The following is a 22,505-nucleotide window of genomic DNA, read 5'->3' on the forward strand; positions in this document are numbered from 1 at the left end:
CGGAGCGGTGCAGTCATGGTGCAGTGGCGGTGTACTGGCGGTGTTTTTCGACGAGCGGTCCGAATATCGGCAGTGCGCCCGCGTCAGGCGCAGACCGCGCCCCGTTACATCTGCGAGAAGTCGGGCTGGTCAGTTCCGGGCGCATGCCCGTGATCGTGATCGTGGACGGTATCCATATCATGATTATGCGCACCGTGGATGGGCGCGAGGAAGATCACCAAAGCTGCGGCAACCCCTGCGCCCACCGCGCCGAGGCCGCGGCCGGGTCTCGTTTCCTTTAGCGGGGCCATGAGTGGACCCGTCGCAACGAAAAGAAGAAGACCTGCCGACATCGCGAACATCGCGCCGAGCACTTCCGCCTCGAGCATGAACATGATGGGCGCCGAGACGAGCGCACCTGCAGGCGTCGTGGCGGCGGCGGCCAGAAAGGCGATCCAGAACGCTTTCATATTGCTGACCCCGGCCCGCTTCATGATCGCAAAGGCGATGACGCCTTCCGGAAACTCATGCAGGATCAGGCCGAGCGAGGCGTAGACGCCTGACTCAAAGCTGCTCGCAAAAGTGACCGCATAGATGATGCCGTCAATAAAGGAGTGCGAGGCGATGGCGATAATCGGGGTGAGGGCGATGTTCACCGGTTTGCGCCCGGGCCGCTCCGGAAAAAGGAGCGCAACAGCATTGTGCAGGAGCAGGCCGCCGAAAAAACCCGCGGCGAGCCAGATCGGCGCTTGCTGGGATAGGTGAAAGGCTTCTGGAATGATGTGGAGAAAAGCGAGCGTGGCGAGCATCCCAGCAGCGGCGAGCCCGAATGTTGAAGCGTTTCTTTCGGTCCATGTGGCGCTACGGGCAACGACGATCAGGCCGATTGTCGTGACGAAGGCGGCAATCAGTCCAAAGAGCAGGGGCGCTTGCAGATAAGACAGCATAAACCGGGATTGCCTGACTTGCTCTTCATGTTCGCGCGCGGGCGAACTTGCATTGATGCACGATTGCTGGTTGAGACGTTATAGTATCTCATTTAAGGATTGCGAGCCCATACACCCGGATAGTGGCGCGCGAAAGGGAGTATCATGAAGTATTGCAGTGCAAGCTTTATCGTATTGGTTTCGGCCGCCTTGCTGACGGCCTGCGGCGGCGAGAATGGTTCAGAAGCCTTGGGCCCACAGGAAACAGCCGAGACCGAGATCAGTGTCGAAGAGGAAACGACCGAAGTTGCCTTGGTCGATGGCGAGCCGGACGAAATGGTCGCCGAAACCGAGGATAACGCTCATGAAGAGCGCGCTTCAGCCGAAGGTGATCACAACGACCATGACCGCGATCCATCGGCAGATGAGTCTGCCGTGCGGCTAGGTAGCCATCAGCACGGTTATGCGATGCTTGCGGTCACTGAGCAGAACAGCACGATTTCGATTTCGTTCGATGCGCCGCTCGCTTCCTTCGGCGCGCCCGAGAGCCCACAGAGCGATGAAGATCAGGCCAAGATTGAAGCGGTACAGGAAACGCTGCGAGACGAGACAAATATTGTGAACCTTGTTGGCGATGTCGGATGCGATCTGGTTTCCCGCTCCATGTCGACGCGTCTGGCGAACGGCCACGGCGAACTTCAGACATCTGCTGAATATGACTGTGCCGATGCCAGCGCGCTTGAGGCGATCCGCGTCGTTGCATTCAATGCTTATCCGACTTTGACAGAAGTCGAAGCGGTCTATGTTTCGGATGTGACGCAGAACAGTGCCGAGCTGACGCCTGCGAAACCGGAACTGAGGATCAACTAGACCTATCGTGACCACACCGCCTGTTATCGATCTCATCGATTTGCGCTTTGCCTGGCAGGATGGTCCGGCCCTGCTTGATATCCCCGGCTTCAGGCTCGAGGCTGGCGAGCGTGTCTTCCTGCGCGGGCCCAGCGGCTCTGGCAAATCCACATTACTTGGCCTGATTGCGGGCGTGCTTGAGCCGCAATCGGGCAAGGTAGAGGTGCTCGGCCATGACATGACGGCGCTGAGCGGGCCGAAGCGAGATGCGTTGCGGGCAGATCGACTGGGCGTCATTTTCCAGATGTTCAACCTCGTGCCGTACCTGTCGCTGGTCCAGAATGTGACCTTGCCCTGCAGGTTTTCGTCGGCCCGCCGGCAGGCGGCAGGTGGGGAAGGACGGCTGAACGAGGAGGCGGTGAGGCTTCTCTCACGCCTAGGCCTCGACGGCGAGCGTATGCTCTCCCGCCCGGTGACGGAGCTTTCAGTCGGACAGCAGCAGCGCGTGGCGGTTGCCCGCGCGCTGATTGGTGGCCCGGATCTCATCATTGCGGACGAGCCGACATCTGCCCTTGATGCAGACGCCCGTGACCGCTTTATTGAACTTTTGAATGAAGAAGCGGGCCGGTCAGGCGCCGCGCTTCTTTTCGTCAGTCACGATGCATCGCTGGCAAGCCATTTCGACCGCAGCGTCGATCTGGCTGAGATCAACCGCGCGAAGGGAGGCGTCTGATGGGCTTTTCCATTCTGGGCCTAGCCTGGCGAAGCCTGATGAACCGGCGCGGATCGGCGCTGCTCACAATTCTCGCCGTGGCCTTGTCGGTCGCGCTCTTCCTGGGCGTCGACAAGGTTCGGAATGGCGCGCGGGCCGGCTTCGACAATACGATTTCGGGGACCGACCTGATAGTCGGCGCGCCGACGGGGCAGATCAATCTTCTGCTCTATTCGGTTTTCCGACTGGGGAGCGCGACCGCTGAAATCAGTTGGGACACGTATGAATCGATTGATGGGCGTGATGACGTCGCCTGGACGATCCCGCTATCGCTTGGCGACAATCATCGCGGCTTCCGCGTCGTCGGCACGAATGAGTCCTATTTCGAACACTACCGTCATGGCGGCGGCACCCAGCTTCGCGTTTCGGAAGGCAAGCTGTTCAGCGACATCTACGAAACGGTGATCGGCGCGGATGTTGCCAAGGAACTGGACTATTCGATCGGCAGCGAGATCGTCCTGACACATGGATTGGGTGCTGGCGGCCTGACCGATCATGAGGACAAGCCGTTTATCGTTACGGGTATTCTGGCACAGACGGGAACACCGGTAGACCGGTCCATTCATGTGCCGCTGGAAGGCATTACAGCCATCCATGTTGGCTGGGAGAGTGGCACGCGTAGCCCGTTTGCCGACACGATCAGCGAAGACATGATCCGCGGTTTCGACCTGACGCCAAAGTCAGTCACCGCAGTATTCGTCGGGCTTGAGCAACGCGGCAGCCTGCTGCGCACGCAGAGAGCGCTGAACACGCAAGGAGGCGAGCCACTGCTCGCAATCATTCCTGGTGTAGCACTTGGCGAGTTGTGGCAGGTGACCGGGATTGTCGAACGTGCCCTGATCGCGGTGTCGGTTTTCGTGATCGCCGTTGGCCTCGTCTCCGTACTGACCAGTATTCTGACGAGCCTGAATGAGCGGCGCCGTGAAATGGCTATCTTGCGGGCAACTGGCGCGCGGCCGGGACATATCTTTTTTCTGATGGTGGCAGAGGCAGCGATGCTTGGGCTTTGCGGTGCGGTTGTGGGCGTGTTTCTGGTGCAGCTTGGGCTGCTGATCGCTGGGCCGATCCTGTCATCTGCCTATGGCATCTCGATTGGCGGGCTAGGCATATCAGCCATTGATGGCTGGACGGTTCTTGCGGTTTTCGGCGCAGCGACCCTTATCGGGACAATCCCGGCGGTCATGGCGCTCCGCCGGTCGCTGGCCGATGGCCTGACAGTGAAGCTCTAGGTAGAAGAGGATAGGTGCCAATCCTGAACTTGCCTGTGGCAGCAGGCTCTGGAACGCACTATTTTAGACGCATGAAACATTTTCACCCTCTACTATCCGCGGCCAGCCTCGTTGTTATTGCAGCCTGCGGCGGCGAGACCAGTGAAGCGGCCCAACCGCAAGCGGCGGAAGTGACGGCGCCGTCCAGTCAGTCGCCCGCGAGCGAACCTGAAATCGGTGATCCAGTGCCAGAGCCTGAAAGCTCGTCCCTGGCGCAGCAGGCCCAGCGCGATGCTGAGCTGGAGGCGCGCGGCATTACCGAAATCGGTTGGGAAGAACTGATGCCCGAGGGCGAGGAAGAGCGGATCGCCGAGATGTACCAGGCGCAGATGGCGCGGCTTTATTCCGGTGGGGGTATCGCTGAAGGCTCAGCCGCGGACCAAGCCATTCAAATCGGCACATTCAATGTCGTCGATGAGCTGGACGGCATGAAGATCCGCCTGCCGGGCTATACAGTACCGTTCGATTACGGTTCCGAGGCTGAAATCTCCGAATTCCTGCTGGTACCGTATTACGGCGCCTGCCTGCATGCCCCGCCTCCGCCACCAAACCAGACCGTGTTTGTCGAGACCAATGAGAAGATCAAACTACGTGACCTGTCGCAAGCGGTCTGGATCGAGGGCACAATCCGCACGGCGCGTCAGGACACAGAGCTTGCGGACGCAGCCTATACGATCGAGATGACCGGCTGGGAAATCTACGAGTACTAGGTCCGGTTTCGAAGATCGAAGATACGAAAAGGGCGGCCCCATCGGAGCCGCCCTTTCCTGTTCTTGCGATTTAGGTCGCGCCTTAGCCCTGCTGTTTGGCAAGCAGGTTGCGGATCTCTTCCAGCAGGACTTCCTGACGTGGCGGCGGCGGTGCTTCGGCCGGGGCCTCTTCCTGCTTGCGCTTCATGCTGTTGATGCCTTTCACAACGAAGAACAGGGCAAGCGCCATGATCACGAAGGAAATGACATTGTTGATGAACAGGCCATACGCAATGACCGGTGCGCCAGCTTCGTTTGCCGCTTCGAGCGACTCATACGTGCCGCCGTCCAGCGGGTAGTGAAGATCAGCGAAATCGACGCCGCCGAGAACGAGGCCGAGCGGTGGCATGATGATGTCGTTGACCAGCGACTTCACGATGGTCGAGAACGCACCGCCAAGAATGAAACCAACGGCCAGATCGACCAGGTTTCCTTTCATTGCGAACTCTTTGAATTCCTTGAACATAAGACTGTCTCCCTGAGCATGCCGCCCCTACGGCAAACCCGATATTCCCAGCTTTGGACCTAGCGTCAACCAATTGTGACGGAATGATGGCAGGACGATAGCTCGAAACTATCGCGCTTCGGGATCGTCGCCGCCGTTCACGCGCGCGCGAAGCTCCTTGCCAGGCCGGAAGAAAGGCACGCGTTTGGCCTTCACTTCGACGGTCTCGCCGGTGCGGGGGTTCCTGCCGGTACGCGGTTTTCGTTCCCTGACCGAGAAGGCACCGAAGCCGCGTAACTCGACGCGGTTACCGTCGGCCAGCGCATCAGCGATTTCATCAAGGATCACCGCGACGATCTTTTCCAGATCATCGTGCCGGAGATGCGAATATTCTTCTGCCAGACGGGCAATCAGTTCTGACCTGAGCATGACGTTGAATGTAAATGAAATTTGGGGCGGAAACCAGTGGCTCCGCCCCAAACTATGTCAGGTTTCTTCCGAATCGACCGGAATTACCAATAATTAAGCCGTAAAACAGGCCTAGTTATTGTCTTCGTCGATCTCATCCGGGGTTTCGGTGACCTTGTTTGAGGTCTCCTTGTCGTCGCCCGATGCGAGCGCGGCACCAAGAATGTCGCCGAGCGAGGCACCGCTGTCAGCAGAACCATACTGCTTGACGGCTTCCTGCTCCTCGGAGATTTCAAGCGCCTTGATCGAGACGGAGACGCGGCGCGAAGCCTTGTCCATCTGCGTAACCTTGGCGTCGATCTTGTCGCCGACAGAGAAACGCTCTGGGCGTTGCTCGGAACGGTCGCGGGACAGGTCGGAGCGGCGGACGAAGGCCGTCATGGCCGGATCGCCGAACTGGACCTCGATGCCACCGGAGGTGACTTCGCTGACCGTACACGTGACCGTGTCGCCGCGGCGGACATCGAGATCGGACATCGGATCGCCCGAAAGCTGCTTGATGCCGAGCGAGATACGCTCTTTCTCGGTGTCGACGTCGAGCACCTTGGCGCGGACCTGGTCGCCCTTGTTGAAATTGGCGATCGCCTGCTCACCTGGCACATCCCACGAAATGTCGTTGATGTGGACCATGCCGTCGAGCTCTGGGCCAAGACCAATGAAGAGACCGAACTCGGTGATGCCGCGAACTTCGCCTTCGACTTCCGTGCCCGGAGGGTGGTCGCCGAGGAATGCCGACCAAGGATTGTCCTGGGTCTGCTTGAGGCCAAGCGAGATGCGGCGCTTTTCGGAATCGACATCGAGCACTTCGACGAGGACTTCCTGAGACGTCGAGACGATTTTGCCCGGATGGACGTTCTTCTTGGTCCAGCTCATTTCAGAGACGTGGATCAGGCCTTCAACGCCATCTTCAAGCTCAACGAATGCACCATAGTCGGTGATGTTCGTGACAACGCCTGGAAGACGCGTGCCGATGAGGTACTTGCTTTCGATGCCTTCCCATGGATCTGCCTCGAGCTGTTTCATGCCGAGCGAGATACGCTGGGTCTCTTCGTTCACCTTGATGATCTGGACCTTCACCGTGTCGCCCACATTGACGACCTGGCTTGGGTGGTTGATCCGCTTCCAGCTCATGTCGGTGACGTGAAGGAGGCCATCGATGCCGCCGAGATCAACGAACGCACCGTAATCGGTGATGTTCTTGACGACGCCGTCGCGCACATCGCCTTCGTTCATCGCTTCGACGATTTCGGCACGCTGTTCGGCGCGGCTCTCTTCAAGGATCGCACGGCGCGAGACAACGATATTGCCACGGGCGCGGTCGAGTTTGAGGATTGCGAAAGGCTGAACTTCGCCCATCAGCGGGCCAACGTCGCGGACCGGACGGATGTCCACTTGAGAGCCAGGAAGGAAGGCATTGACGCCGCCGAGATCGACGGTGAAACCGCCTTTGACCCGGCCGGAAATCGCGCCTTTGACCGGCTCTTCCTTGTTGTAGCTGTCTTCGAGCTTGATCCAGCTCTCTTCGCGGCGGGCCTTGTCGCGCGAAAGAACGGCTTCGCCCATCAGGTTTTCGATACGCTCGAGGAAGACCTCGACGATGTCGCCCGGCTTCGGTTGCTCTTCTTCGAGCATGAATTCTTTCAGGGCGACGCGGCCTTCGACTTTCAAGCCGACATCGAGGATCAGGTTGTCGCCGGTGATGGCAACGACCGTTGCAGGGACCACACGGCCTTCCTGCAGAGTAGAAGCAGCCGCCGAGTCTTCGAACATAGAGGCGAAGTCGTCGGTGCTCGGATTCATTGTTTCAGTAGACATGTAAACTCCAGGTCCGACCCAAACGGGTTTATGACGCGCAAGCGGGATTGCTGGCGTAATCGCAGGGTCAGGGTCTTGAACGAGGCGGGCAGAGGTTTTTGGATTTGACGCCAGATGCGCCAGAACCTGCTAGCCGGTACGGGAGTTCGCCTTTTCGACGGCGGCCCGCGCCTTGTTCACAGCCGCGTCTATAGTCAGATCAGTCGTATCGATCAAGATCGCATCTGCGGCAGCGACCATGGGCGCGTCCTTGCGGTTGCGGTCGCGCTCATCGCGCTCTCGCAGCTGGGCCGTCAGATCTTCGAGCGAGATCGTGTCGCCAGCAGCTTCCAGCTCGGCGTGGCGGCGCCTGGCGCGCACTTCGACATCGGCATCGATCCAGAGTTTCACATCCGCTTCCGGGCAGACGACTGTGCCTATGTCACGACCATCAAGGATCGCACCGGTTGGCTGGTGCGCGAAGTTGCGCTGCAGCTCCAGCAGGGCGGCGCGCACCTCCGGCAGGACAGCAACTTTTGACGCCGCAAGGCCGGCCTCTGCGGTACGAAGTTCGGCTTCGGTAAAGAGCGAAGGTTCCAGCCTGGAGGCAATTTCCGCGATCGCGGCGGCATCGGTGAGGTCAGCGTCTGCGTTCATGGCGGCGACACCTGTCGCGCGATAAAGACGGCCTGTGTCCATGTGCGGCAATGCAAACAGGTCCGAAAGGCGGCGGGCAATCGTCCCCTTCCCGGAGGCGAGCGTTCCATCAATGGCAATAATCATGGCGCGGACAGATGCGCCATGTAGCCGGAAGGGTCAACCAGCCTTGCATTGCGGTGCAGTCACCTGTCAATTCGGCCTTCATGGGAGGCCCACATACAAGGATGACTGGCTGATGAGTGGTCTATGTGCACAACGCAACTGGGTGTGCGAGGCGGTGCGCCGGCTTAACGCTGACTTCAACCGCTCTTCCGACACGCATCTCATTCGGGTCGACCTGCCGGGTTTTTCCGGCCAGCAACTCTATCTGAAGGACGAGTCCATTCACCCGTCCGGTAGTCTGAAGCACCGGCTGGCGCGCTCACTCTATCTCTACGGCATCTGCAATGGCGCGATCGGGCCGGACACTGTGGTGGTCGAGAGCTCGTCAGGCTCAACTGCAGTTTCAGAAGCGTACTTTGCCAAGCTTCTTGGCTTGCGCTTTATCGCCGTCGTTCCGGAGGGGACCGCGCAGAAGAAGATCGACCAGATCAATTTTTATGGCGCAGAGACCCGCGCGGTGCCTGCCTCTCAGATTTATGCTGAGGCTGAGCGGATCGCGCATGAAACGGGCGGCCATTACATGGACCAGTTCACCTATGCGGAGCGGGCGACCGACTGGCGCGGCAATAACAATATCGCCGAGAGCCTGTTTGCGCAGCTTGAGCTGGAAGAACACGCCATTCCAGACTGGGTGGTCATGAGCGCGGGGACGGGGGGCACGTCGGCGACGATCGGACGGTTCATCCGCTATCGCGGCGATCTGTCAGGCAAGACGCAGCTTTGCGTTGCTGACCCCGAAAACTCTGTTTTCTACAACTATTACCAGTCAGGGAACCGTGATGTGCGGCTTCAGTCGCGCTCACGAATTGAGGGGATCGGGCGGCCACGGGTGGAAGCGTCGTTCCAGCCGCGGGTGATCGACCGGATGGTGCAGGTCCCGGACGCGGCATCCCTGGCGACAATCCACTGGCTTGAAACGGTGCTGGGCAGGAAGTGCGGCGGGTCGACCGGCACCAATGTCTGGGCGGCGCTACACCTGATGGCTGAAATGCGCGAGGCAGGACGAGACGGCAGTGTCGCCACACTGATCTGCGACGGTGGTGAACGCTATCTCGACACCTACTACAATCCAGACTGGCTTGCCGCCCAGGATCTCGATCTTGCGCCTCACCTTGAGACAATTGACGCGCTGACCCGTCAGGGCTGATCGAGCGCGCCTTCAAAGGCTGTCGCCATTTTGTCGTCGAACGCGGTGAGGGTGATCTTCACCTCGTGATCTTTCGCGAATTCGCGGCAGGTATTCACGGCGATGCCGGCTGCCTCATTGGCAGGGTAGCCATAGACGCCTGTAGAGATTGCCGGAAAGGCGATGGAGGTCAGGTCGCGCCGGACAAGTTCCTTAAGGCAGTGACGGTAGCACGCCTTCAGCAATTCTGCCTCGCCCTGATCGCCGCCGCGCCAGACCGGGCCGACCGTGTGGAAGATGAGACGCGGGGAAAGGTCAAAGCCTTCGGTAACGCGAACCTCTCCCGTCGGACACGGGGCAAGCGGTTTGCAGGCGTCCTTCAGGTCCCGGCCCGCTGCGCGGTGGATCGCACCATCCACGCCGCCGCCACCCATAAGTGAGCTGTTCGCAGCGTTCGCGATTACCTCGCAGTCCACGTCGAGAATATTGCCTTGATAGAGATGGATGCGGCCTTTCATGTCGGCTCCCTGTCGTCTGTGAAACCCCAACGCAGAATGGCGGGGTGAAGTGCCAAAAGAAAAGCCGCCGCCCCTTCTGGCGGGGGCGGCGGCCTGTCATCTTCTTGCTTGTAGCGCTGTGTTTCTATTCGCCGTCGTTGGTTTCTGCTTCATCGGCCCGGGCCGACAACGCAACTGCTTCTTCAAGCCCGGCGACATATTCAGCGCCCGCCAGTACCTGGATGGTCGAGCCTTCGAAAGCTGTACCGAAATCCTCTGAGCGTCCACCAAGGCATTCGCCGAGGAAGCCTTCCATCACCGAATAGAAGGCGAGGCGGTTTTCAGGACGAGCAAAGCCGTGTCCTTCGTCCGGGAAGTTCACATAGGTAACCGGAAGGCCCTTTTCGTTCATCGTCTCGACGAGCTGATCGGACTCCAGCTTGGTCACGCGCGGGTCGTTCTCGCCCTGGCCAATGAGGAGCGGAACCGAAATGTCATCGACCCGGCTGATCGCGGAGCGCGCCAGCATGTCTTCGCGGTCCTCATCGTTGGCCGGATCGCCGACATATTTGAACCAGGTGCCCTCCAGGAAAGGCTTCCAATAGTCCGGAAAGCTCTCCACCAGGGTGACGAGGCTCGACGGACCAACAATGTCGACGCCGCAGGCAAAGGTGTCCGGTGTAAAGGTCACGCCGATCAGTGTCGCGTAGCCGCCATAGGAGCCGCCTGCGATGGCGACCTGGTCTTCAATGGCGATGTCTTCTTCGACAGCCCATTCGACGGCGTCGATCAGGTCATCATGCATCTTGCCGGAAAATTCCTTGACGGCGGCGTTGACGAACTCCTTACCGAAGCCGGTTGAGCCGCGATAATTGACCGACAGGACGCCATAGCCGCGATTGGCGAGCCACTGGTGCCATGAATTGTAGCCATAGGAATCACGCGCCCAAGGGCCGCCATGGACGTTCAGCACCATCGGAACAGGCTGCTCAGGGCGGCCATCACCATCGGCATCAGAGCCGGGCGGCAGGGTCAGGTAAGAGACAAGCGTCAGGCCATCGCGTGACGCAATCTCAACCGGGTGCATCGGCTGGAGCGGCGACGAGGCCAGGTCTGGCCGGGTCTTGAACATTTCCGTCAGCGTCTGGGCGCTGCGGTCATAGACATAATAGACGCCTGGCAGGGTCGCGGAGCCTGAGTAGACGACCATGCGGGAAAGGTCGTCGGTGGCGGCGACGATCTGGATATCGCCTTCTAGCTCAGACTGAAGGAAGTCGAGGTCGGCCGCGGCCTCGTCTGTGAGCGGCTGCCACTCATTGCGCAGATACTCTGCGGCGTAGGCCATCGGCTCATAGGTTTCTGGATGAAGCAGAACATCGCTGATATCGGCGCGGTCATTCTCCGCGATGACTTCGGCAGACCCGTCTTCGGTGCTGATCTTCACAAGCGCAGCGGTGTCGCGGCCGCGGCTGTCGACCGCGTAGAAGGCGTCATTCGCCGCGTTGAAACCAAACGGATTGGTGGTGAGGAAGTCTTCAGCCGGGATGGAGGTCAGCTCATTGCCTTCCATGTCGACGATCGAGGCGCCGCCCCCTGGTGTCTGGACGAGGCCAAAGCGCGGCGTGAGTGTGTTGTCGATCAGCCAGCCAGCATAGCCTGGATTTTCGGCCGCGAGCTCCATCTCACCCGTCGCCACATTAACGAGGTAGAGATCGAAAAGCTGCGGGTTGCGGTCGTTGAGGCCGATCAGCACCTTGCCGGGCTGTTCTTTCGAGACGCCCTGGATCACGGCGCGTACGCCATCGGCAACAGGCGTCAGGTCGCGCGTCTCACCTGTTTCCACGTTCGAGGCATAGACGTGGAAGTTCTCATTCCCGCCATCGTCCTGCGTGTAATAGACATAGGCAGAGTCTGGTGACCAGAAGTGGCCGTTGAGGCCGCGATAGGTGTCATTGGTAATCGCCTCAGCGGCGTCCGGATCATCGGCAGGCGCAACCCAGATGTTCATGACGCCGTCGACCGGGGCGATCCAGCTAACGTACTCGCCATTCGGGCTGATGCGCCCCTGGGCTTTCTCAGGATTACCGAAGATCGCGGCCCGCTCGATCAGGTCATAGGAAGCAAAATCGCTAGCGGTGGCTTCCGTATCGGTCTGGGCGCTCTCCTGGGCTTCTGCCGATTTCAAGGTCTCGGGCGAACAGCCCGCGAGCCAGGCGCCTGACAGCGCAATGGCGCCGACGCTCACAAATGTGCGTTTCATGATGTACCCTCCATCCATTTAAATTATCGAAAAACGATATACATGGGTGACGGTGTTGGCAAGCTGGCCGCAAAAATAAATCCGGCGGCCGGCAGTCAGATTTCCCGGATATCGGCGCCGAGTGTGCGCATATGGTCGAGGAATTCCGGATAGGAGGTTGCGATCATCGCGATGTCATCGACGGCGACAGGTTTCTGGCTGGCCGTACCCATGACAAGAGCGCTCATGGCAATGCGGTGGTCGTGGTGAGTCTCTACAAGGCCGCCGCCGGGCGGCGGACCATCACAGCCCATGACGGTGAATCCGTCCTCATGCTCCTCAACTTCGACCCCGTTCACGCGCAACATCGCGACGATGGCGCTGATGCGGTCGCTCTCCTTCACGCGCAATTCCTCTGCGCCGCGCACCCGCGTTTCACCTTTGGCAAAGGCGGCAATTACGGCGAGGATCGGGAACTCGTCGATCATGGCAGCGACCAGGGTTTCCGGAATCTTGCAGCCTTTCAGGTCGCTGGTTTCGGCCTGCAGGTCGACAAGACGTTCGCCCGCGCCGTCGCCGGTTTCCTCAGCACCAAGCCCTGCACCCATCTGGCCAGCGGCCTGAAAGAAGCCGTCGCGGGTTGCATTCGACATGATGTGTTCGACGACAACGCCGCCGGACGGAGAGATGAGGGCACCCGCTATGAGGAAGGCCGCGGAAGACGGGTCGCCGGGTATGCTCGTCTCTACGGCTTGAAGGGACTGGCCGCCTTCAATCGTGACCACGTTCTGACTGCCCTTGCCGGCGCGCACCGCCACGTCGACACCAAAGCTGCGCAACATGCGTTCAGTATGGTCGCGCGTGGCGTACAGTTCTGTCACCTCGGTGAGGCCATCGGCATTGAGGCCGGCCAGAAGGATGGCAGATTTCACCTGTGCTGAAGCCTGCTTTGGCGCGTAAGAGATCGGGGTGAGGTCTGCACGCCCGCTCAGTGTGAGAGGCAGCTTGTCGCGGCCTTCCGGCGCGAATTTGGCGCCCATCAGTTTTAGCGGATCGGTTATGCGGGCCATGGGGCGTGAGGACAGGCTCTTGTCGCCGGTCAGCTCTGCTCTGAGGTCATAGCCAGCCATCAGCCCCATCATCAGGCGTGAGCCCGTACCGGAATTGCCAAAGTCGAGGGGCGCGGATGGCGAGCGCAAGCCTGTCTTGCCGGTGCCCTCTATGCGCCAGCGTCCCGGGGCAGTCTGCTCTACTTCGGCGCCCAGTGCCTGCATGGCCCGCGCCGTGTTTATGACGTCCTCGCCTTCCAGCAGACCGGAGATTTCAGACACGCCAGCGGCGGCGCCAGCGAGCATGAGGGCGCGGTGAGAACACGACTTGTCGCCGGGCGCACGGATCGCGCCCTGAAACCGATCAACCGGGAACGAAGTCCATGCCAATGATTTCTCCTTTGCAGATCGACGCCAAAAGCGCTTTGACAGGGGCGGGGGTTTCTGGCAAGCGCCCCGGCAATTATTAAATCGAGCCCGGAGTTCCTTACCAATGGCTGATCCTGATCTTGGCACAAAGCAGATCTGTCCGAGCTGCGAAGCGAAATTCTACGATCTCAACAAGCGCCCTGCCGTTTGCCCGAAGTGCAAGACCGAATTCGATCCAGAAGACGATGAGGTACGCACGACGAGCGCAAAGCTGAAGGCCAAGCGCGCCAAGAGCTCTGTCCCTGTCGATGAGGACGAGGACGATCTCGAAGAAGAGACGAAAAAGAAAAAGAAGAAAAAGGCGACGGTCCGCGACACCGATGACGACGACATCGATGATGAGGAAGAAGTCGAAGATGACGAAGAAGACGAGGACGAGGAGGATGATGTGGCCTCCCGTGAACTCGGTTCGGAAGCTGATGAAGTCGTCCTGGAAGGCAATGACGAGGACGAAGACGAGGAAGCCGCCCCCGGCAAGGTGCCGACCGGCTTCTCCGAAGACGAACTCGACGATGATGATGACGACGAAGACATCCCCCTCGATGACGAGGAGGAGGAAGACTTCGACCTTGAAGACGATATCGACCTCGACGATGACGACCTGGATGTGGACGAAGACGATGATAGTGATGACGACGCCGACGAAGTTGACGGCGACGATGAGGACGACACGAAATCGTCCTGACAATTGGACTTGATCGGCGGCGCGTGAGGCTATAACTCACGCGTCTCCGACTGGTACGGGGCCTTAGCTCAGCTGGGAGAGCGCCTGCATGGCATGCAGGAGGTCAGCGGTTCGATCCCGCTAGGCTCCACCATTTTTCTTAGTTCCCCGCTTCACTTCGTTTCGCGATGGATCGCGCTCAGGGCTGCGGGTTCGCTGATATCGCAGATACTCAGTTCCCCTGCGACGCCGCGTCCCGGAACAGGCCATACCGACCGCCCGTTTCTCCAGTGACTTTCGAAAAGACACGGAGATAGAAGAGATGAGCTACGCGCTTACACTACAATCGATTGAGCCCGTCACACCTGACGTCTTCAAGCTGCGCTTCGACAAGCCTGCAGGGCTGGGCGTACAGCCGGGGCAGGCGGTAGACCTGGCTATCGACAAGGAAGACTGGCGCGAGGAAAAGCGACCGTTCACGCCGACCAGTTTGCCATCCGACGGCTATCTTGAATTCACCATCAAATCCTATCCGGAGCATAATGGTGTGACCGAACAGATCGCCAGGCTGCAGCCCGGTGACCGCGTGCTTGTCGACGAGCCATGGGGTGCCATTGAGGATGAGGGCAAGGGCTGGTTTATCGCGGGCGGTGCTGGTGTGACGCCGATGATTGCGATCCTGCGAAAGCGCCTCGAAGACAAGGGCACGCTAGAGGGCTGTGAGCTCATTTTCACCAACAGCAAGCAGGAAGACATCATCTACCGCGACGAGTTCGAGCAGATGGATGGCCTGAAGACGTATTTTACCGTTACGGACCAGGACAGCGCAGACGTGCATACACGCAAGATCGACAAGGCGCTGCTGGAAGAGCGGATCGAACCGGGCAAGGGCAAATGCTATATCTGCGGACCGGATGGGATGGTCGAGGACATTGCAGGCACGCTGAAAGAGATCGGTGTGGCCGAAGATGACATCATCATCGAGGAGTTCTTTGACTGATCTGAACAGATGTTCAGACTGGGATCGATAGAAGCCGGATTGCCCGCATAACGCCGCTATTGCGGCTTGAACGCGGCATAATCAGCCCCCAAATTTGATCATGACACGGAAAGACCCGGCGCCATTCGGTGCCGCCGCCTAGCGGGGCGCCTGGCCGGGGTTCTCATGTGTCGTGGTCCTGTCTTTGAAGGAAGGAGCATGCCATGACGACAGACCTTGAACATCACGCTGCAAAGCTCTTCACCGCGAAGGATCTGGTCTATGTACGCCAGATTGCGGACGACGAACTGAGCGGCCTGCCTGACGAGGCGCTGGAAGCCGTCAACGATCGCACCTCCCTGTTTGTGGTTGCGAACGGCGATGGTGAGCAACTGGCCATCGTAGAGGGCCGTGACGCTGCGTTCGCCGCAGCCCGCGCCTATGAGATGCAGCCTGTCAGCGTCCACTAGACGCCTTTTCAGATGAACAAGGAAAAGCCCGGCGAGATGCCGGGCTTTTTTGTTGCCGTTAATGAGCTGGGGCGATCAGTCGCTGAACGACCAGATCTGAGGATCGACGGTGAGGTGGCTGTCGAGGAAGCCGATAATGGCTTCCATCTCCTTGCGCTGGTCACCTGCCATGCGATGTGAATGCCCGGATCGGTAAAGCTCTACGAACTCTACGCTTTTGCCAGCTTCGGTCAGTGCTTCCACCATGAGCGATGATTGCTCGACCGGCACGACCGCATCTTCATGCCCGTGAATCATCAGGACGGGCGCCTTCACTTGTTGAGCAAGGCGCGCAGGCGAATGCGCCGCAAGTTCATCGCGGTCGCGGCGCGGATCACCGATGTGCCGGGTCCAGTACTCATACTCGTCTGAGCGGCTCCCATCCTCGTCGCGCACCCAGTCCAGCATCTCAAGAAGGTCGCTCGGTCCGGACGCTGCAATGACGCATTTATAGAGGTCAGGGGTCAGCGTGGCGGCTGCGAGGGCAGCATACCCGCCATAGGAATATCCGAAGATGCAAGCGTTGGACGGGTCGGCCTTGCCAGTCGCGATGAGGTGAGCGAACCCGTCTTCGATGTCATGCTGCATGGCCTTGCCCCATTGGCGCCTGCCGGCATCGGCAAACTCCAGCCCATAGCCAGAGGACCCGCGGAAATTCGGCTGGAACACGGCATAGCCGTTGCCGGCGAGGATCTGCGCAAGCGGGTCGAATGTAATCGTGTCGCGCATTTCCGGCCCGCCATGAGGCATGACGACGACCGGAGGGATCACGCCGTCTCCGACGCCCTTCGGCATCGTCAGATAGCCGGTGATCTCCAGTCCGTCGCGCGCCCGGTATTTCACGATCTCGACAGGCGACAGCCTGTAGGGTGAGAGGTTCGGAAACGCGCTGCCATAATTGCGGACATGGGCGTTTTCGACGTCATAGACGTAATAGGTGCCCGGCTCCTGCGGACCGCTCGCGTAGAGCAACCAGCGTTTTCCGTCGCGGCTGCTGTCGGTCCAGTCGATATTCACTGCGGCATCAAACATGGTCGACAGGCCGTCCATGTGGGCCTGCATAGCCTGGTCGGTGAATTCGGTTTTCAGCAGATCATCATAGTAGCGGCTGCCAAGATATTCGTACGACTCCGGATTGATCAGCGCGTCTTCGATGTCGCGGTCCGGATCGACGCGGATCGGGCGGACATAGGTGTCGGTCGTGAAATCATAGAGATGGATACCCGTCGTCGGCTCACCTTCGGGACGCGCGGCGACATAATAGGTGCCTGTCACCGCGCCAGGAGAGAGCGGACGAAATTCCGTGCTTTGCTTGATGGTTTCAGCGCGCTCATCTGCGCGAACCGATTTAAGACGTTTCCAGGAGGTGCGGCCGTTGGGGCGATCCTGCCGTCCATAATATGTGTACCGCGTGCCTCGGCGATTTGCGTCGACCCGCAAGGCGGGTTGGCCGTCAATGTCCGCATACCAGCCAATCGTGCCCTTCTTCCCTACGCCGATGCGTTCGTGAGCACCGGTCGAAACCTGGACCCTGAAAAGATCGAGATCGCCGCGCAACGTGGCTGCGACGAGAAAATGGTCAGGTTCATTCGGCAGGAAGCTGACAATCCGGCCAAGGTTCAGGTTGCGCTTTTCAAGAGACTTCACGCCTTCGAAGACACGCTGAACGCCTGAGCCGTCACGGCGCACGAGGTATAGCCGGGTCACCGGGATTGGCATCGTCTCGAAACCGGAGAATGTGTAATAGTTGAGGCCCGCGCGCGTATAAATCTGTCCGTCAAATGTGCCGTAGACTGTGACTGACGTGATCAGCCAGTCGTCGTTCGCCCATTCCACCCAGTTAACAAATGTCGATTCGTCGAAGGGTAGATCGACCGTCTGAGCTTGCGGATTATCGAGATCGCTGACGAAGACGAAGATGCCCTCATGGTTCAGCTTCACACCCGCGAGCCAGCGGCCGTTCGGTGAGAGTTCGACACTGCTCAGCGCTGGCGCGCGCAGATAATCGTGAAATGTGGTGCTGTTTCGCAGGGCGTCCCCATAGCCGCCCTGCGCAGAAGCCCAGACTGGCAGCCATAGGCAGGCCAGCATTATCAGTAATCTTTTCAAAACCCTGCCCTCTCAACTCGATCTTGAGTTGAGATCAGGCGAGCCGAGGCGTCAAGCCTGCGGCTAGAGAATGGCTGGAATGACGCGGTCTGGTGGTCTGTGGCCGTCGGCGAAGGTCTTGATGTTGATGATGACTTTCTCACCCATCTCGATGCGGCCTTCCTCGGTGGCAGAACCCATGTGCGGCAGGAGCATCACATTGGAGAGGCCGAGCAGTTCAGGGTTCACGGCAGGCTCACGTTCGAACACGTCGAGGCCAGCGCCAGCGATCTTGCCAGCCTTCAGGGCGCGGGCAAGGGCAGCTTCATCGATGACTTCGCCGCGCGCCGTGTTGACGATGTAGGCGTCCTTGCGAACGAGATCGAGACGGCGGGCAGAAAGCAGATGGAACGTTGCTGGCGTGTGCGGACAGTTGACCGAGATGATGTCCATACGGGCCAGCATCTGATCGAGGCTTTCCCAGTACGTTGCATCCAGTTCTTCGGTGACCTGACGGTTTACCGGCTTGCGATTGTGATAGTGGATCTGGAGGCCGAAGGCTTTTGCGCGGCGTGCCACAGCCTGTCCAATACGGCCCATACCGATAATGCCGAGGCGTTTACCCGCAAGCCGCTTGCCGAGCATCCAGGTCGGCGCCCAGCCATCGAACTTGCCTGCTTCCAGCAGCTTGATGCCTTCATGCAGGCGGCGCGGTACAGCCAGGATCAGGGCCATGGTGACGTCAGCGGTATCGTCCGTCAGCACACCCGGCGTGTTGGTCACCGTAATGCCGCGCTGGACGGCGCTTTCAATGTCGAGATTGTCGACGCCCGCGCCAAACTGGGCGATGTGGCGCAGCTGCGGACCGGCCTGCGCCAGGAGGCGGGCATCGATCGTGTCCGTCACAGTTGGCACCAGCACGTCGGCGCGTTTGACCGCGTCGACAAGCCTTGCGTCATCAAACGGTGTGTCAGTTTCGTTGAGCTCAGTGTCGAACAGCTCTTTCAGACGCAGCTCCACCGGGTCCGGCAGGCGCCGTGTCACGATAACCTTCAGCCGTTTTGCGGTCATACGCGTTTCCTTTCCTTGCCGTCAGCGCATAGCAGAGCGAACCGCCTGCGCCAATTGCTGCGACAGAGGCATCGGCCTTTACGACCGATTCACCAAGCCAAGACTAGATAGTCACATGCTGGGATTTTGCCGTCTTTTTCTATCTGCCTGCCTTATCCTGACTGCCTGTCAGTTGGCAACGCCGTCTGCCTCTGCGCAGGCGGTGAAGATCAGTCAGTTTTCGGGAAAGCCGGTGCCGCGCTTTGCCTCACTGCGCTATGCGCGGGTCAATGGACGTATCGGGCCGTCCACAGACCATCAGGTCGCCTTTGAATATGAGCGCGCCGGCATGCCTGTCCTGATCGTCAAGGAAACGACAGACTGGGCACGCGTACGCGATTTCGAAGGCGACGAAGTCTGGATGCATGTCGGCCAGCTGACAGAGGCTGACCACGTGATCGTGACGCGCGAAGTCGCGCTGCGCCGCAAACCACAATCAGCCTCGCCCGCCCGCGCCACCATTGAGCCGGGTGTTCTTGCGGAGCTGCATAGCTGCAATGACAGGTGGTGCGAGATCAGCGCTGGCGCCTATACCGGCTGGATCGACAAGCCATCGCTCTGGGGGCTGAACACAGACACAGCTGGTCTGTAAGGGGCCAGTTTGCTTGACAAGGCGGATTGGGGCAGGCTCATGCCCTGATCGCAATTGACGGCAAGTAGAGGCATTGCATGAGCGGACCACACGATTTTCATACGCCCCAATCCTCCTATACCAAGGAAGAACTTCTGATCTCCGGGCAGGGCCAGCTTTTCGGCCCCGGCAATGCACAGCTGCCGATACCGCCCATGCTGATGATGGACCGCATCACCGAGATCAGTCTCGATGGTGGTGAGTTCGGCAAGGGCCACGTTATTGGCGAGTATGACGTGAAGCCTGACCTCTGGTTCTTCCAGTGCCACTTCCCGGGCGACCCGGTGATGCCGGGCTGTCTTGGTCTCGATGCCATGTGGCAGGCTGTTGGCTATTGGCTTGGCTGGTCGGGTTCGCCGGGCAAGGGCCGGGCGCTCGGCGTTGGCGAAGTGAAGTTCACCGGTGAGATCACGCCTGACAAGAAGCTCGTGAAGTATATCATCGACATGAAGCGCGTGCGCCGCGGCAGGCTCAATCTCGGCATCGCCAATGGGCGTGTCTATGTCGATGACGAGCACGTCTATACGGCGCTCGACATGAAGGTCGGCCTTAAGAATGTGCTGGACGGCGATACGGGTATCCCGGGCGCTTGACGCATTCCTCCGGCGCGCCTAGCCCGGACCACAGACATATATATTCGCAGGGAGTGAACGCTCATGGCTGACGACTGGAATATGCCGGAAGGCAATCTGATGAAGGGCAAGCGCGGCATCGTTATGGGTGTCGCCAACCAGAACTCCATCGCATGGGGCATCTCCAAGCAGCTGGCCGCGCAGGGCGCCGAAATCGCCTTTACCTATCAGGGCGAAAGCCTTGAGCGCCGGGTTCGCCCGCTGGTCGAGTCGATCGGCATGGACACGATGATTCCGGCCGACGTTACCGACGATGCGAGCATGGACGCCGCCTTCGCGCAGGTGAAGGAGAAGTGGGGCAAGATCGACTTCCTCGTCCATTCCATCGCATTTGCGGGCAAGGATGAGCTTCAGGGCTCCATGGTCGCCAATACGACGCGCGAAGGTTTTCGCCGGGCCATGGACATCTCCGTCTACAGCTTCATCGATTGCGCCCGCCGCGCGTCGGAAATCATGCCGGACGGCGGCTCTATCATCTGCATGACCTATCTTGGCGCAGAGCGCGTTGTGCCGTCGTACAATGTCATGGGCGTTGCCAAGGCGGCGCTTGAGGCCTCGACCCGATATGCCGCGCGCGATCTTGGCCCTCAGGGCATTCGGGTGAACGCGATCTCGGCTGGCGCGATGCGCACGTTGTCACTGGCTGGCATCATGGGCGGCAAGTCCCTCATGGGGACCGGCCGCGATATGTCACTGCTCAAGGAAGACACGCGTATGGAAGGCGTCGCAGGCGCGGCGCTCTACCTGCTCTCCGACATTGGCCACTCGGTGGCTGGTGAAGTCCTGCACGTTGATGCGGGTTTCCACGTCGTGGGTGTGCCGGAGATGGGCGAGGACTAGGGTTCAACTCCCCACCACAACCCTCCCCTGTGAAGAGGGTCGAGGCGGGATCTCAACTTTCACTGTCTTCCGCGGCCGCCAAGGCCTCAATCCCCGCAACCGGCATGATCCAGACCTGGTAGATCCTGTCGTCGCGTCCTTCGACGGGACGGTCGGAGTTGAAGACGATAGATTGGCCGTCCGGTGTGAGTCTGGCGGCGAATTCACCTGCAGGCGTGTTGATTTGTGGGCCGAGATTTACCGGTTCGCTCCAGACCTCGCCAGTGCGGCGGGACACGAAGATATCGGCGCCGCCCTCGCCACCACGGTCGCCATAGCTCAGCAGCATAAGATTGCCATCCGCGCTGACCCATGAACCGTCATCGCGCCCGTCTGTGTTGATCGGTGCGGGCAGGGGTTCTGCCTTTTGGAAGCCGCCCTGGCCGTCTGCGCGCGCGACATAAATGTCTCGCTCGCCTGGCCCATCGAGACGTTCGGTCCAGAAATAAAGGTCGCCATCTTCAGTGAGGACCGGCGCGTTTTCATTGTTCACATAGCGAAGGGTGCGGACACTGCCAGCGCGGAGGCGGTTGATGTCGGGTTCGTCCAGCGGTTTTGGCACAGCATCCGGGTCTGTCAGGTCCAGCGCGTAGAGATCGAAGTCCTCGTAAACTTCCAGCCCCTCATGGCGCGCGCGGGGGACAGCCCATGAGAATAGCAACGTCTTTCCGTCCGGGCTCACGCTTGGGAAGTCGACGCGGCCCGTCTGGTGCACGGGCACAAGCTCCGGGGCCGACCAGCCGTCTTCGGTGAGGCGCGAGCGTTTCAGATATTGCGGACACTCCCAGATGGGGCTGCATTCGGATTGCGCGAAATACATCGTTTGTCCGTCAGGGCTGAAACCTGGCGACAGCGTAATCCGTCCATTCTGGCCGAGCGCTTCGGGCGCAAGGCGTTTGGCGGGTGATGTGTCGGCATGGCCGGGCAGGCTTAATCCGGAAACACACAGTGCCGCGGAGAGAAGTGAGAGTTTCATGGGGGCTCCAGCCTTAATCTAAGTGTGATTTTTGGCCGGGTTTCAATTGTCTGATTAGCGGCCGAATTAGAAGATAGGCTGGCGAGAACGCGCTTTGCGCCTAATTCCGGGGATTAAATGTCGCTTTCCGGCTCATTTGATCTAGTTGGCGCCCTATAACGCCGGAGATCGAGATGGATGGCTTTGACAGGCGGTTGCTCGACCTGCTTCAGCAGGACAACCGGCGGACCTATGATGACCTTGGCGAGGAACTCGGCCTTTCAGCCACTGCGGTTAGGCGGCGCGCTGCCCGGCTTCGCGAGCAGGGTGTGATCGCCGCGGATGTCTCCATCCTCAATTCAGATCAGATGGGTATAAGCGTTATCGTGTCGGTGCGCTTCGAAAAGGAAAGCCATGCCACCTACGAAGCGTTCAAGACGGCGATGAAGGCCGCGCCTGAAGTGCGTCAGTGCTATACGGTGTCAGGTGAGGTCGACTTCATCGTAATAGCCCATTTTGAGGATCTTCCGGCCTATGATGACTGGGTCGCCGAGACATTTCTATCCAATCCGGCGATTGCGCGCACGACAACGAATGTCGTCTACCGACGCGTAAAATTCGATACCGCCATTCCTGTCTGAGGACG

The 22,505-nt window shown here is 59.7% G+C and carries 23 protein-coding genes and 1 tRNA gene; 13 read left to right on the forward strand and 11 right to left on the reverse strand.

Annotation, left to right across the window (positions count from 1 at the left end; genetic code table 11):
- Positions 1–104: 104 nt before the first annotated feature.
- On the reverse strand, positions 105–926 hold the full coding sequence (locus O4G74_RS04075) for a ZIP family metal transporter (RefSeq protein ID WP_269401380.1): 822 nt from the start codon (positions 924–926) through the stop codon (positions 105–107).
- Between the two features lie 144 nt (positions 927–1,070).
- On the opposite strand from O4G74_RS04075, the gene O4G74_RS04080 reads away from it, so the two are divergent.
- The 4 genes from O4G74_RS04080 (at position 1,071) to O4G74_RS04095 (ending at position 4,504) form a co-directional block, all read left to right on the forward strand.
- Complete coding sequence (locus tag O4G74_RS04080; protein WP_269401381.1) at positions 1,071–1,775, forward strand: ZrgA family zinc uptake protein; 705 nt, start codon at positions 1,071–1,073, stop codon at positions 1,773–1,775.
- Positions 1,776–1,782: 7 nt separating this feature from the next.
- Positions 1,783–2,487, forward strand: a complete 705-nt coding sequence (locus O4G74_RS04085) for an ABC transporter ATP-binding protein (RefSeq protein WP_269401382.1) — start codon at positions 1,783–1,785, stop codon at positions 2,485–2,487.
- Entirely contained in the window at positions 2,487–3,755 is a 1,269-nt protein-coding gene (locus O4G74_RS04090; protein ID WP_269401383.1) for an ABC transporter permease, read from the forward strand. The genes O4G74_RS04085 and O4G74_RS04090 overlap by 1 nt, the downstream gene beginning before the upstream one ends.
- A gap of 71 nt (positions 3,756–3,826) precedes the next feature.
- Positions 3,827–4,504: a DUF3299 domain-containing protein gene (locus O4G74_RS04095; RefSeq protein ID WP_269401384.1), complete on the forward strand. Its 678-nt coding sequence runs from the start codon at positions 3,827–3,829 to the stop codon at positions 4,502–4,504.
- A gap of 82 nt (positions 4,505–4,586) precedes the next feature.
- Here O4G74_RS04095 and mscL read toward each other — a convergent pair whose 3' ends face one another.
- The 4 genes from mscL to cmk form a co-directional block, all read right to left on the reverse strand.
- Positions 4,587–5,009: a large conductance mechanosensitive channel protein MscL gene (gene mscL, locus O4G74_RS04100; protein ID WP_269401385.1), complete on the reverse strand. Its 423-nt coding sequence runs from the start codon at positions 5,007–5,009 to the stop codon at positions 4,587–4,589.
- A 108-nt stretch (positions 5,010–5,117) separates the two neighbouring features.
- The gene (locus O4G74_RS04105; RefSeq protein ID WP_119379071.1) at positions 5,118–5,417 is read right to left on the reverse strand and encodes an integration host factor subunit beta; all 300 of its coding nucleotides are present in this window, start codon (positions 5,415–5,417) and stop codon (positions 5,118–5,120) included.
- Positions 5,418–5,528: 111 nt separating this feature from the next.
- Positions 5,529–7,271 carry a 30S ribosomal protein S1 gene (rpsA, locus tag O4G74_RS04110; protein ID WP_269401386.1) on the reverse strand — a complete coding sequence of 581 codons (1,743 nt, stop codon included), beginning with the start codon at positions 7,269–7,271 and terminating at the stop codon, positions 5,529–5,531.
- Positions 7,272–7,400: 129 nt separating this feature from the next.
- Entirely contained in the window at positions 7,401–8,033 is a 633-nt protein-coding gene (cmk, locus tag O4G74_RS04115; protein WP_269401387.1) for a (d)CMP kinase, read from the reverse strand.
- A gap of 112 nt (positions 8,034–8,145) precedes the next feature.
- Here cmk and O4G74_RS04120 point away from each other — a divergent pair, with 112 nt between their 5' ends.
- Complete coding sequence (locus tag O4G74_RS04120) at positions 8,146–9,219, forward strand: PLP-dependent cysteine synthase family protein (protein ID WP_269401388.1); 1,074 nt, start codon at positions 8,146–8,148, stop codon at positions 9,217–9,219.
- On the opposite strand, the gene O4G74_RS04125 is transcribed toward O4G74_RS04120, so the two are convergent.
- From O4G74_RS04125 to aroA, 3 genes are all read right to left on the reverse strand, one after another.
- Positions 9,210–9,716, reverse strand: a complete 507-nt coding sequence (locus O4G74_RS04125) for a macro domain-containing protein (protein ID WP_269401389.1) — start codon at positions 9,714–9,716, stop codon at positions 9,210–9,212. The two genes, O4G74_RS04120 and O4G74_RS04125, sit on opposite strands and share 10 nt — an antisense overlap.
- 124 nt (positions 9,717–9,840) lie before the next feature.
- Entirely contained in the window at positions 9,841–11,955 is a 2,115-nt protein-coding gene (locus tag O4G74_RS04130) for a S9 family peptidase (protein WP_269401390.1), read from the reverse strand.
- 95 nt (positions 11,956–12,050) lie between these two features.
- Positions 12,051–13,373, reverse strand: a complete 1,323-nt coding sequence (aroA, locus tag O4G74_RS04135; protein WP_269401391.1) for a 3-phosphoshikimate 1-carboxyvinyltransferase — start codon at positions 13,371–13,373, stop codon at positions 12,051–12,053.
- 103 nt (positions 13,374–13,476) lie between these two features.
- Between aroA and O4G74_RS04140 the strand changes: the two genes are divergently transcribed.
- From O4G74_RS04140 to O4G74_RS04155, 4 genes are all read left to right on the forward strand, one after another.
- On the forward strand, positions 13,477–14,097 hold the full coding sequence (locus O4G74_RS04140; protein ID WP_269401392.1) for a TIGR02300 family protein: 621 nt from the start codon (positions 13,477–13,479) through the stop codon (positions 14,095–14,097).
- A gap of 57 nt (positions 14,098–14,154) precedes the next feature.
- Positions 14,155–14,230, forward strand: a tRNA-Ala gene (locus O4G74_RS04145).
- Between the two features lie 168 nt (positions 14,231–14,398).
- The gene (locus O4G74_RS04150) at positions 14,399–15,076 is read left to right on the forward strand and encodes an FAD-binding oxidoreductase (RefSeq protein WP_269401393.1); all 678 of its coding nucleotides are present in this window, start codon (positions 14,399–14,401) and stop codon (positions 15,074–15,076) included.
- A 203-nt stretch (positions 15,077–15,279) separates the two neighbouring features.
- On the forward strand, positions 15,280–15,525 hold the full coding sequence (locus O4G74_RS04155) for a DUF1150 family protein (RefSeq protein WP_269401394.1): 246 nt from the start codon (positions 15,280–15,282) through the stop codon (positions 15,523–15,525).
- A gap of 75 nt (positions 15,526–15,600) precedes the next feature.
- On the opposite strand, the gene O4G74_RS04160 is transcribed toward O4G74_RS04155, so the two are convergent.
- Together O4G74_RS04160 and O4G74_RS04165 are read right to left on the reverse strand one after the other, a co-directional pair.
- Positions 15,601–17,655 carry an alpha/beta hydrolase family protein gene (locus tag O4G74_RS04160; protein ID WP_269401395.1) on the reverse strand — a complete coding sequence of 685 codons (2,055 nt, stop codon included), beginning with the start codon at positions 17,653–17,655 and terminating at the stop codon, positions 15,601–15,603.
- Between the two features lie 81 nt (positions 17,656–17,736).
- On the reverse strand, positions 17,737–18,723 hold the full coding sequence (locus tag O4G74_RS04165) for a 2-hydroxyacid dehydrogenase (protein WP_269401396.1): 987 nt from the start codon (positions 18,721–18,723) through the stop codon (positions 17,737–17,739).
- Positions 18,724–18,895: 172 nt separating this feature from the next.
- Between O4G74_RS04165 and O4G74_RS04170 the strand changes: the two genes are divergently transcribed.
- From O4G74_RS04170 to O4G74_RS04180, 3 genes are all read left to right on the forward strand, one after another.
- Entirely contained in the window at positions 18,896–19,354 is a 459-nt protein-coding gene (locus O4G74_RS04170) for an SH3 domain-containing protein (RefSeq protein WP_269401397.1), read from the forward strand.
- 77 nt (positions 19,355–19,431) lie between these two features.
- A complete protein-coding gene (gene fabA / locus O4G74_RS04175; protein WP_269401398.1) occupies positions 19,432–19,986 on the forward strand; it encodes a bifunctional 3-hydroxydecanoyl-ACP dehydratase/trans-2-decenoyl-ACP isomerase in 555 nt (184 codons plus the stop codon).
- Positions 19,987–20,049: 63 nt separating this feature from the next.
- Positions 20,050–20,865: an enoyl-ACP reductase FabI gene (locus O4G74_RS04180; RefSeq protein WP_269401399.1), complete on the forward strand. Its 816-nt coding sequence runs from the start codon at positions 20,050–20,052 to the stop codon at positions 20,863–20,865.
- 52 nt (positions 20,866–20,917) lie between these two features.
- On the opposite strand, the gene O4G74_RS04185 is transcribed toward O4G74_RS04180, so the two are convergent.
- Entirely contained in the window at positions 20,918–21,880 is a 963-nt protein-coding gene (locus tag O4G74_RS04185; RefSeq protein ID WP_269401400.1) for a TolB family protein, read from the reverse strand.
- A 173-nt stretch (positions 21,881–22,053) separates the two neighbouring features.
- Between O4G74_RS04185 and O4G74_RS04190 the strand changes: the two genes are divergently transcribed.
- Positions 22,054–22,500: an Lrp/AsnC family transcriptional regulator gene (locus O4G74_RS04190; protein WP_269401401.1), complete on the forward strand. Its 447-nt coding sequence runs from the start codon at positions 22,054–22,056 to the stop codon at positions 22,498–22,500.
- Positions 22,501–22,505 lie beyond the last annotated feature (5 nt).

Source organism: Henriciella marina (assembly GCF_027213945.1).
In the GTDB taxonomy this organism is placed as follows: Bacteria; Pseudomonadota; Alphaproteobacteria; order Caulobacterales; family Hyphomonadaceae; genus Henriciella; species Henriciella marina_A.

Excerpts from the sequence above, each read along its gene's own strand:
- O4G74_RS04075 (WP_269401380.1), bottom strand. The coding sequence starts at position 926 with ATGCTGTCTTATCTGCAAGCGCCCCTGCTCTTTGGACTGATTGCCGCC.
- O4G74_RS04155 (WP_269401394.1), top strand. The coding sequence starts at position 15,280 with ATGACGACAGACCTTGAACATCACGCTGCAAAGCTCTTCACCGCGAAG.
- O4G74_RS04180 (WP_269401399.1), top strand. The coding sequence starts at position 20,050 with ATGGCTGACGACTGGAATATGCCGGAAGGCAATCTGATGAAGGGCAAG.
- mscL (WP_269401385.1), bottom strand. The coding sequence starts at position 5,009 with ATGTTCAAGGAATTCAAAGAGTTCGCAATGAAAGGAAACCTGGTCGAT.
- O4G74_RS04080 (WP_269401381.1), top strand. The coding sequence starts at position 1,071 with ATGAAGTATTGCAGTGCAAGCTTTATCGTATTGGTTTCGGCCGCCTTG.
- fabA (WP_269401398.1), top strand. The coding sequence starts at position 19,432 with ATGAGCGGACCACACGATTTTCATACGCCCCAATCCTCCTATACCAAG.
- O4G74_RS04160 (WP_269401395.1), bottom strand. The coding sequence starts at position 17,655 with ATGCTGGCCTGCCTATGGCTGCCAGTCTGGGCTTCTGCGCAGGGCGGC.
- O4G74_RS04150 (WP_269401393.1), top strand. The coding sequence starts at position 14,399 with ATGAGCTACGCGCTTACACTACAATCGATTGAGCCCGTCACACCTGAC.
- O4G74_RS04090 (WP_269401383.1), top strand. The coding sequence starts at position 2,487 with ATGGGCTTTTCCATTCTGGGCCTAGCCTGGCGAAGCCTGATGAACCGG.
- rpsA (WP_269401386.1), bottom strand. The coding sequence starts at position 7,271 with ATGTCTACTGAAACAATGAATCCGAGCACCGACGACTTCGCCTCTATG.
- O4G74_RS04105 (WP_119379071.1), bottom strand. The coding sequence starts at position 5,417 with ATGCTCAGGTCAGAACTGATTGCCCGTCTGGCAGAAGAATATTCGCAT.
- O4G74_RS04130 (WP_269401390.1), bottom strand. The coding sequence starts at position 11,955 with ATGAAACGCACATTTGTGAGCGTCGGCGCCATTGCGCTGTCAGGCGCC.
- O4G74_RS04165 (WP_269401396.1), bottom strand. The coding sequence starts at position 18,723 with ATGACCGCAAAACGGCTGAAGGTTATCGTGACACGGCGCCTGCCGGAC.
- O4G74_RS04185 (WP_269401400.1), bottom strand. The coding sequence starts at position 21,880 with ATGAAACTCTCACTTCTCTCCGCGGCACTGTGTGTTTCCGGATTAAGC.
- O4G74_RS04095 (WP_269401384.1), top strand. The coding sequence starts at position 3,827 with ATGAAACATTTTCACCCTCTACTATCCGCGGCCAGCCTCGTTGTTATT.
- O4G74_RS04125 (WP_269401389.1), bottom strand. The coding sequence starts at position 9,716 with ATGAAAGGCCGCATCCATCTCTATCAAGGCAATATTCTCGACGTGGAC.
- cmk (WP_269401387.1), bottom strand. The coding sequence starts at position 8,033 with ATGATTATTGCCATTGATGGAACGCTCGCCTCCGGGAAGGGGACGATT.
- O4G74_RS04140 (WP_269401392.1), top strand. The coding sequence starts at position 13,477 with ATGGCTGATCCTGATCTTGGCACAAAGCAGATCTGTCCGAGCTGCGAA.
- O4G74_RS04120 (WP_269401388.1), top strand. The coding sequence starts at position 8,146 with ATGAGTGGTCTATGTGCACAACGCAACTGGGTGTGCGAGGCGGTGCGC.
- O4G74_RS04190 (WP_269401401.1), top strand. The coding sequence starts at position 22,054 with ATGGATGGCTTTGACAGGCGGTTGCTCGACCTGCTTCAGCAGGACAAC.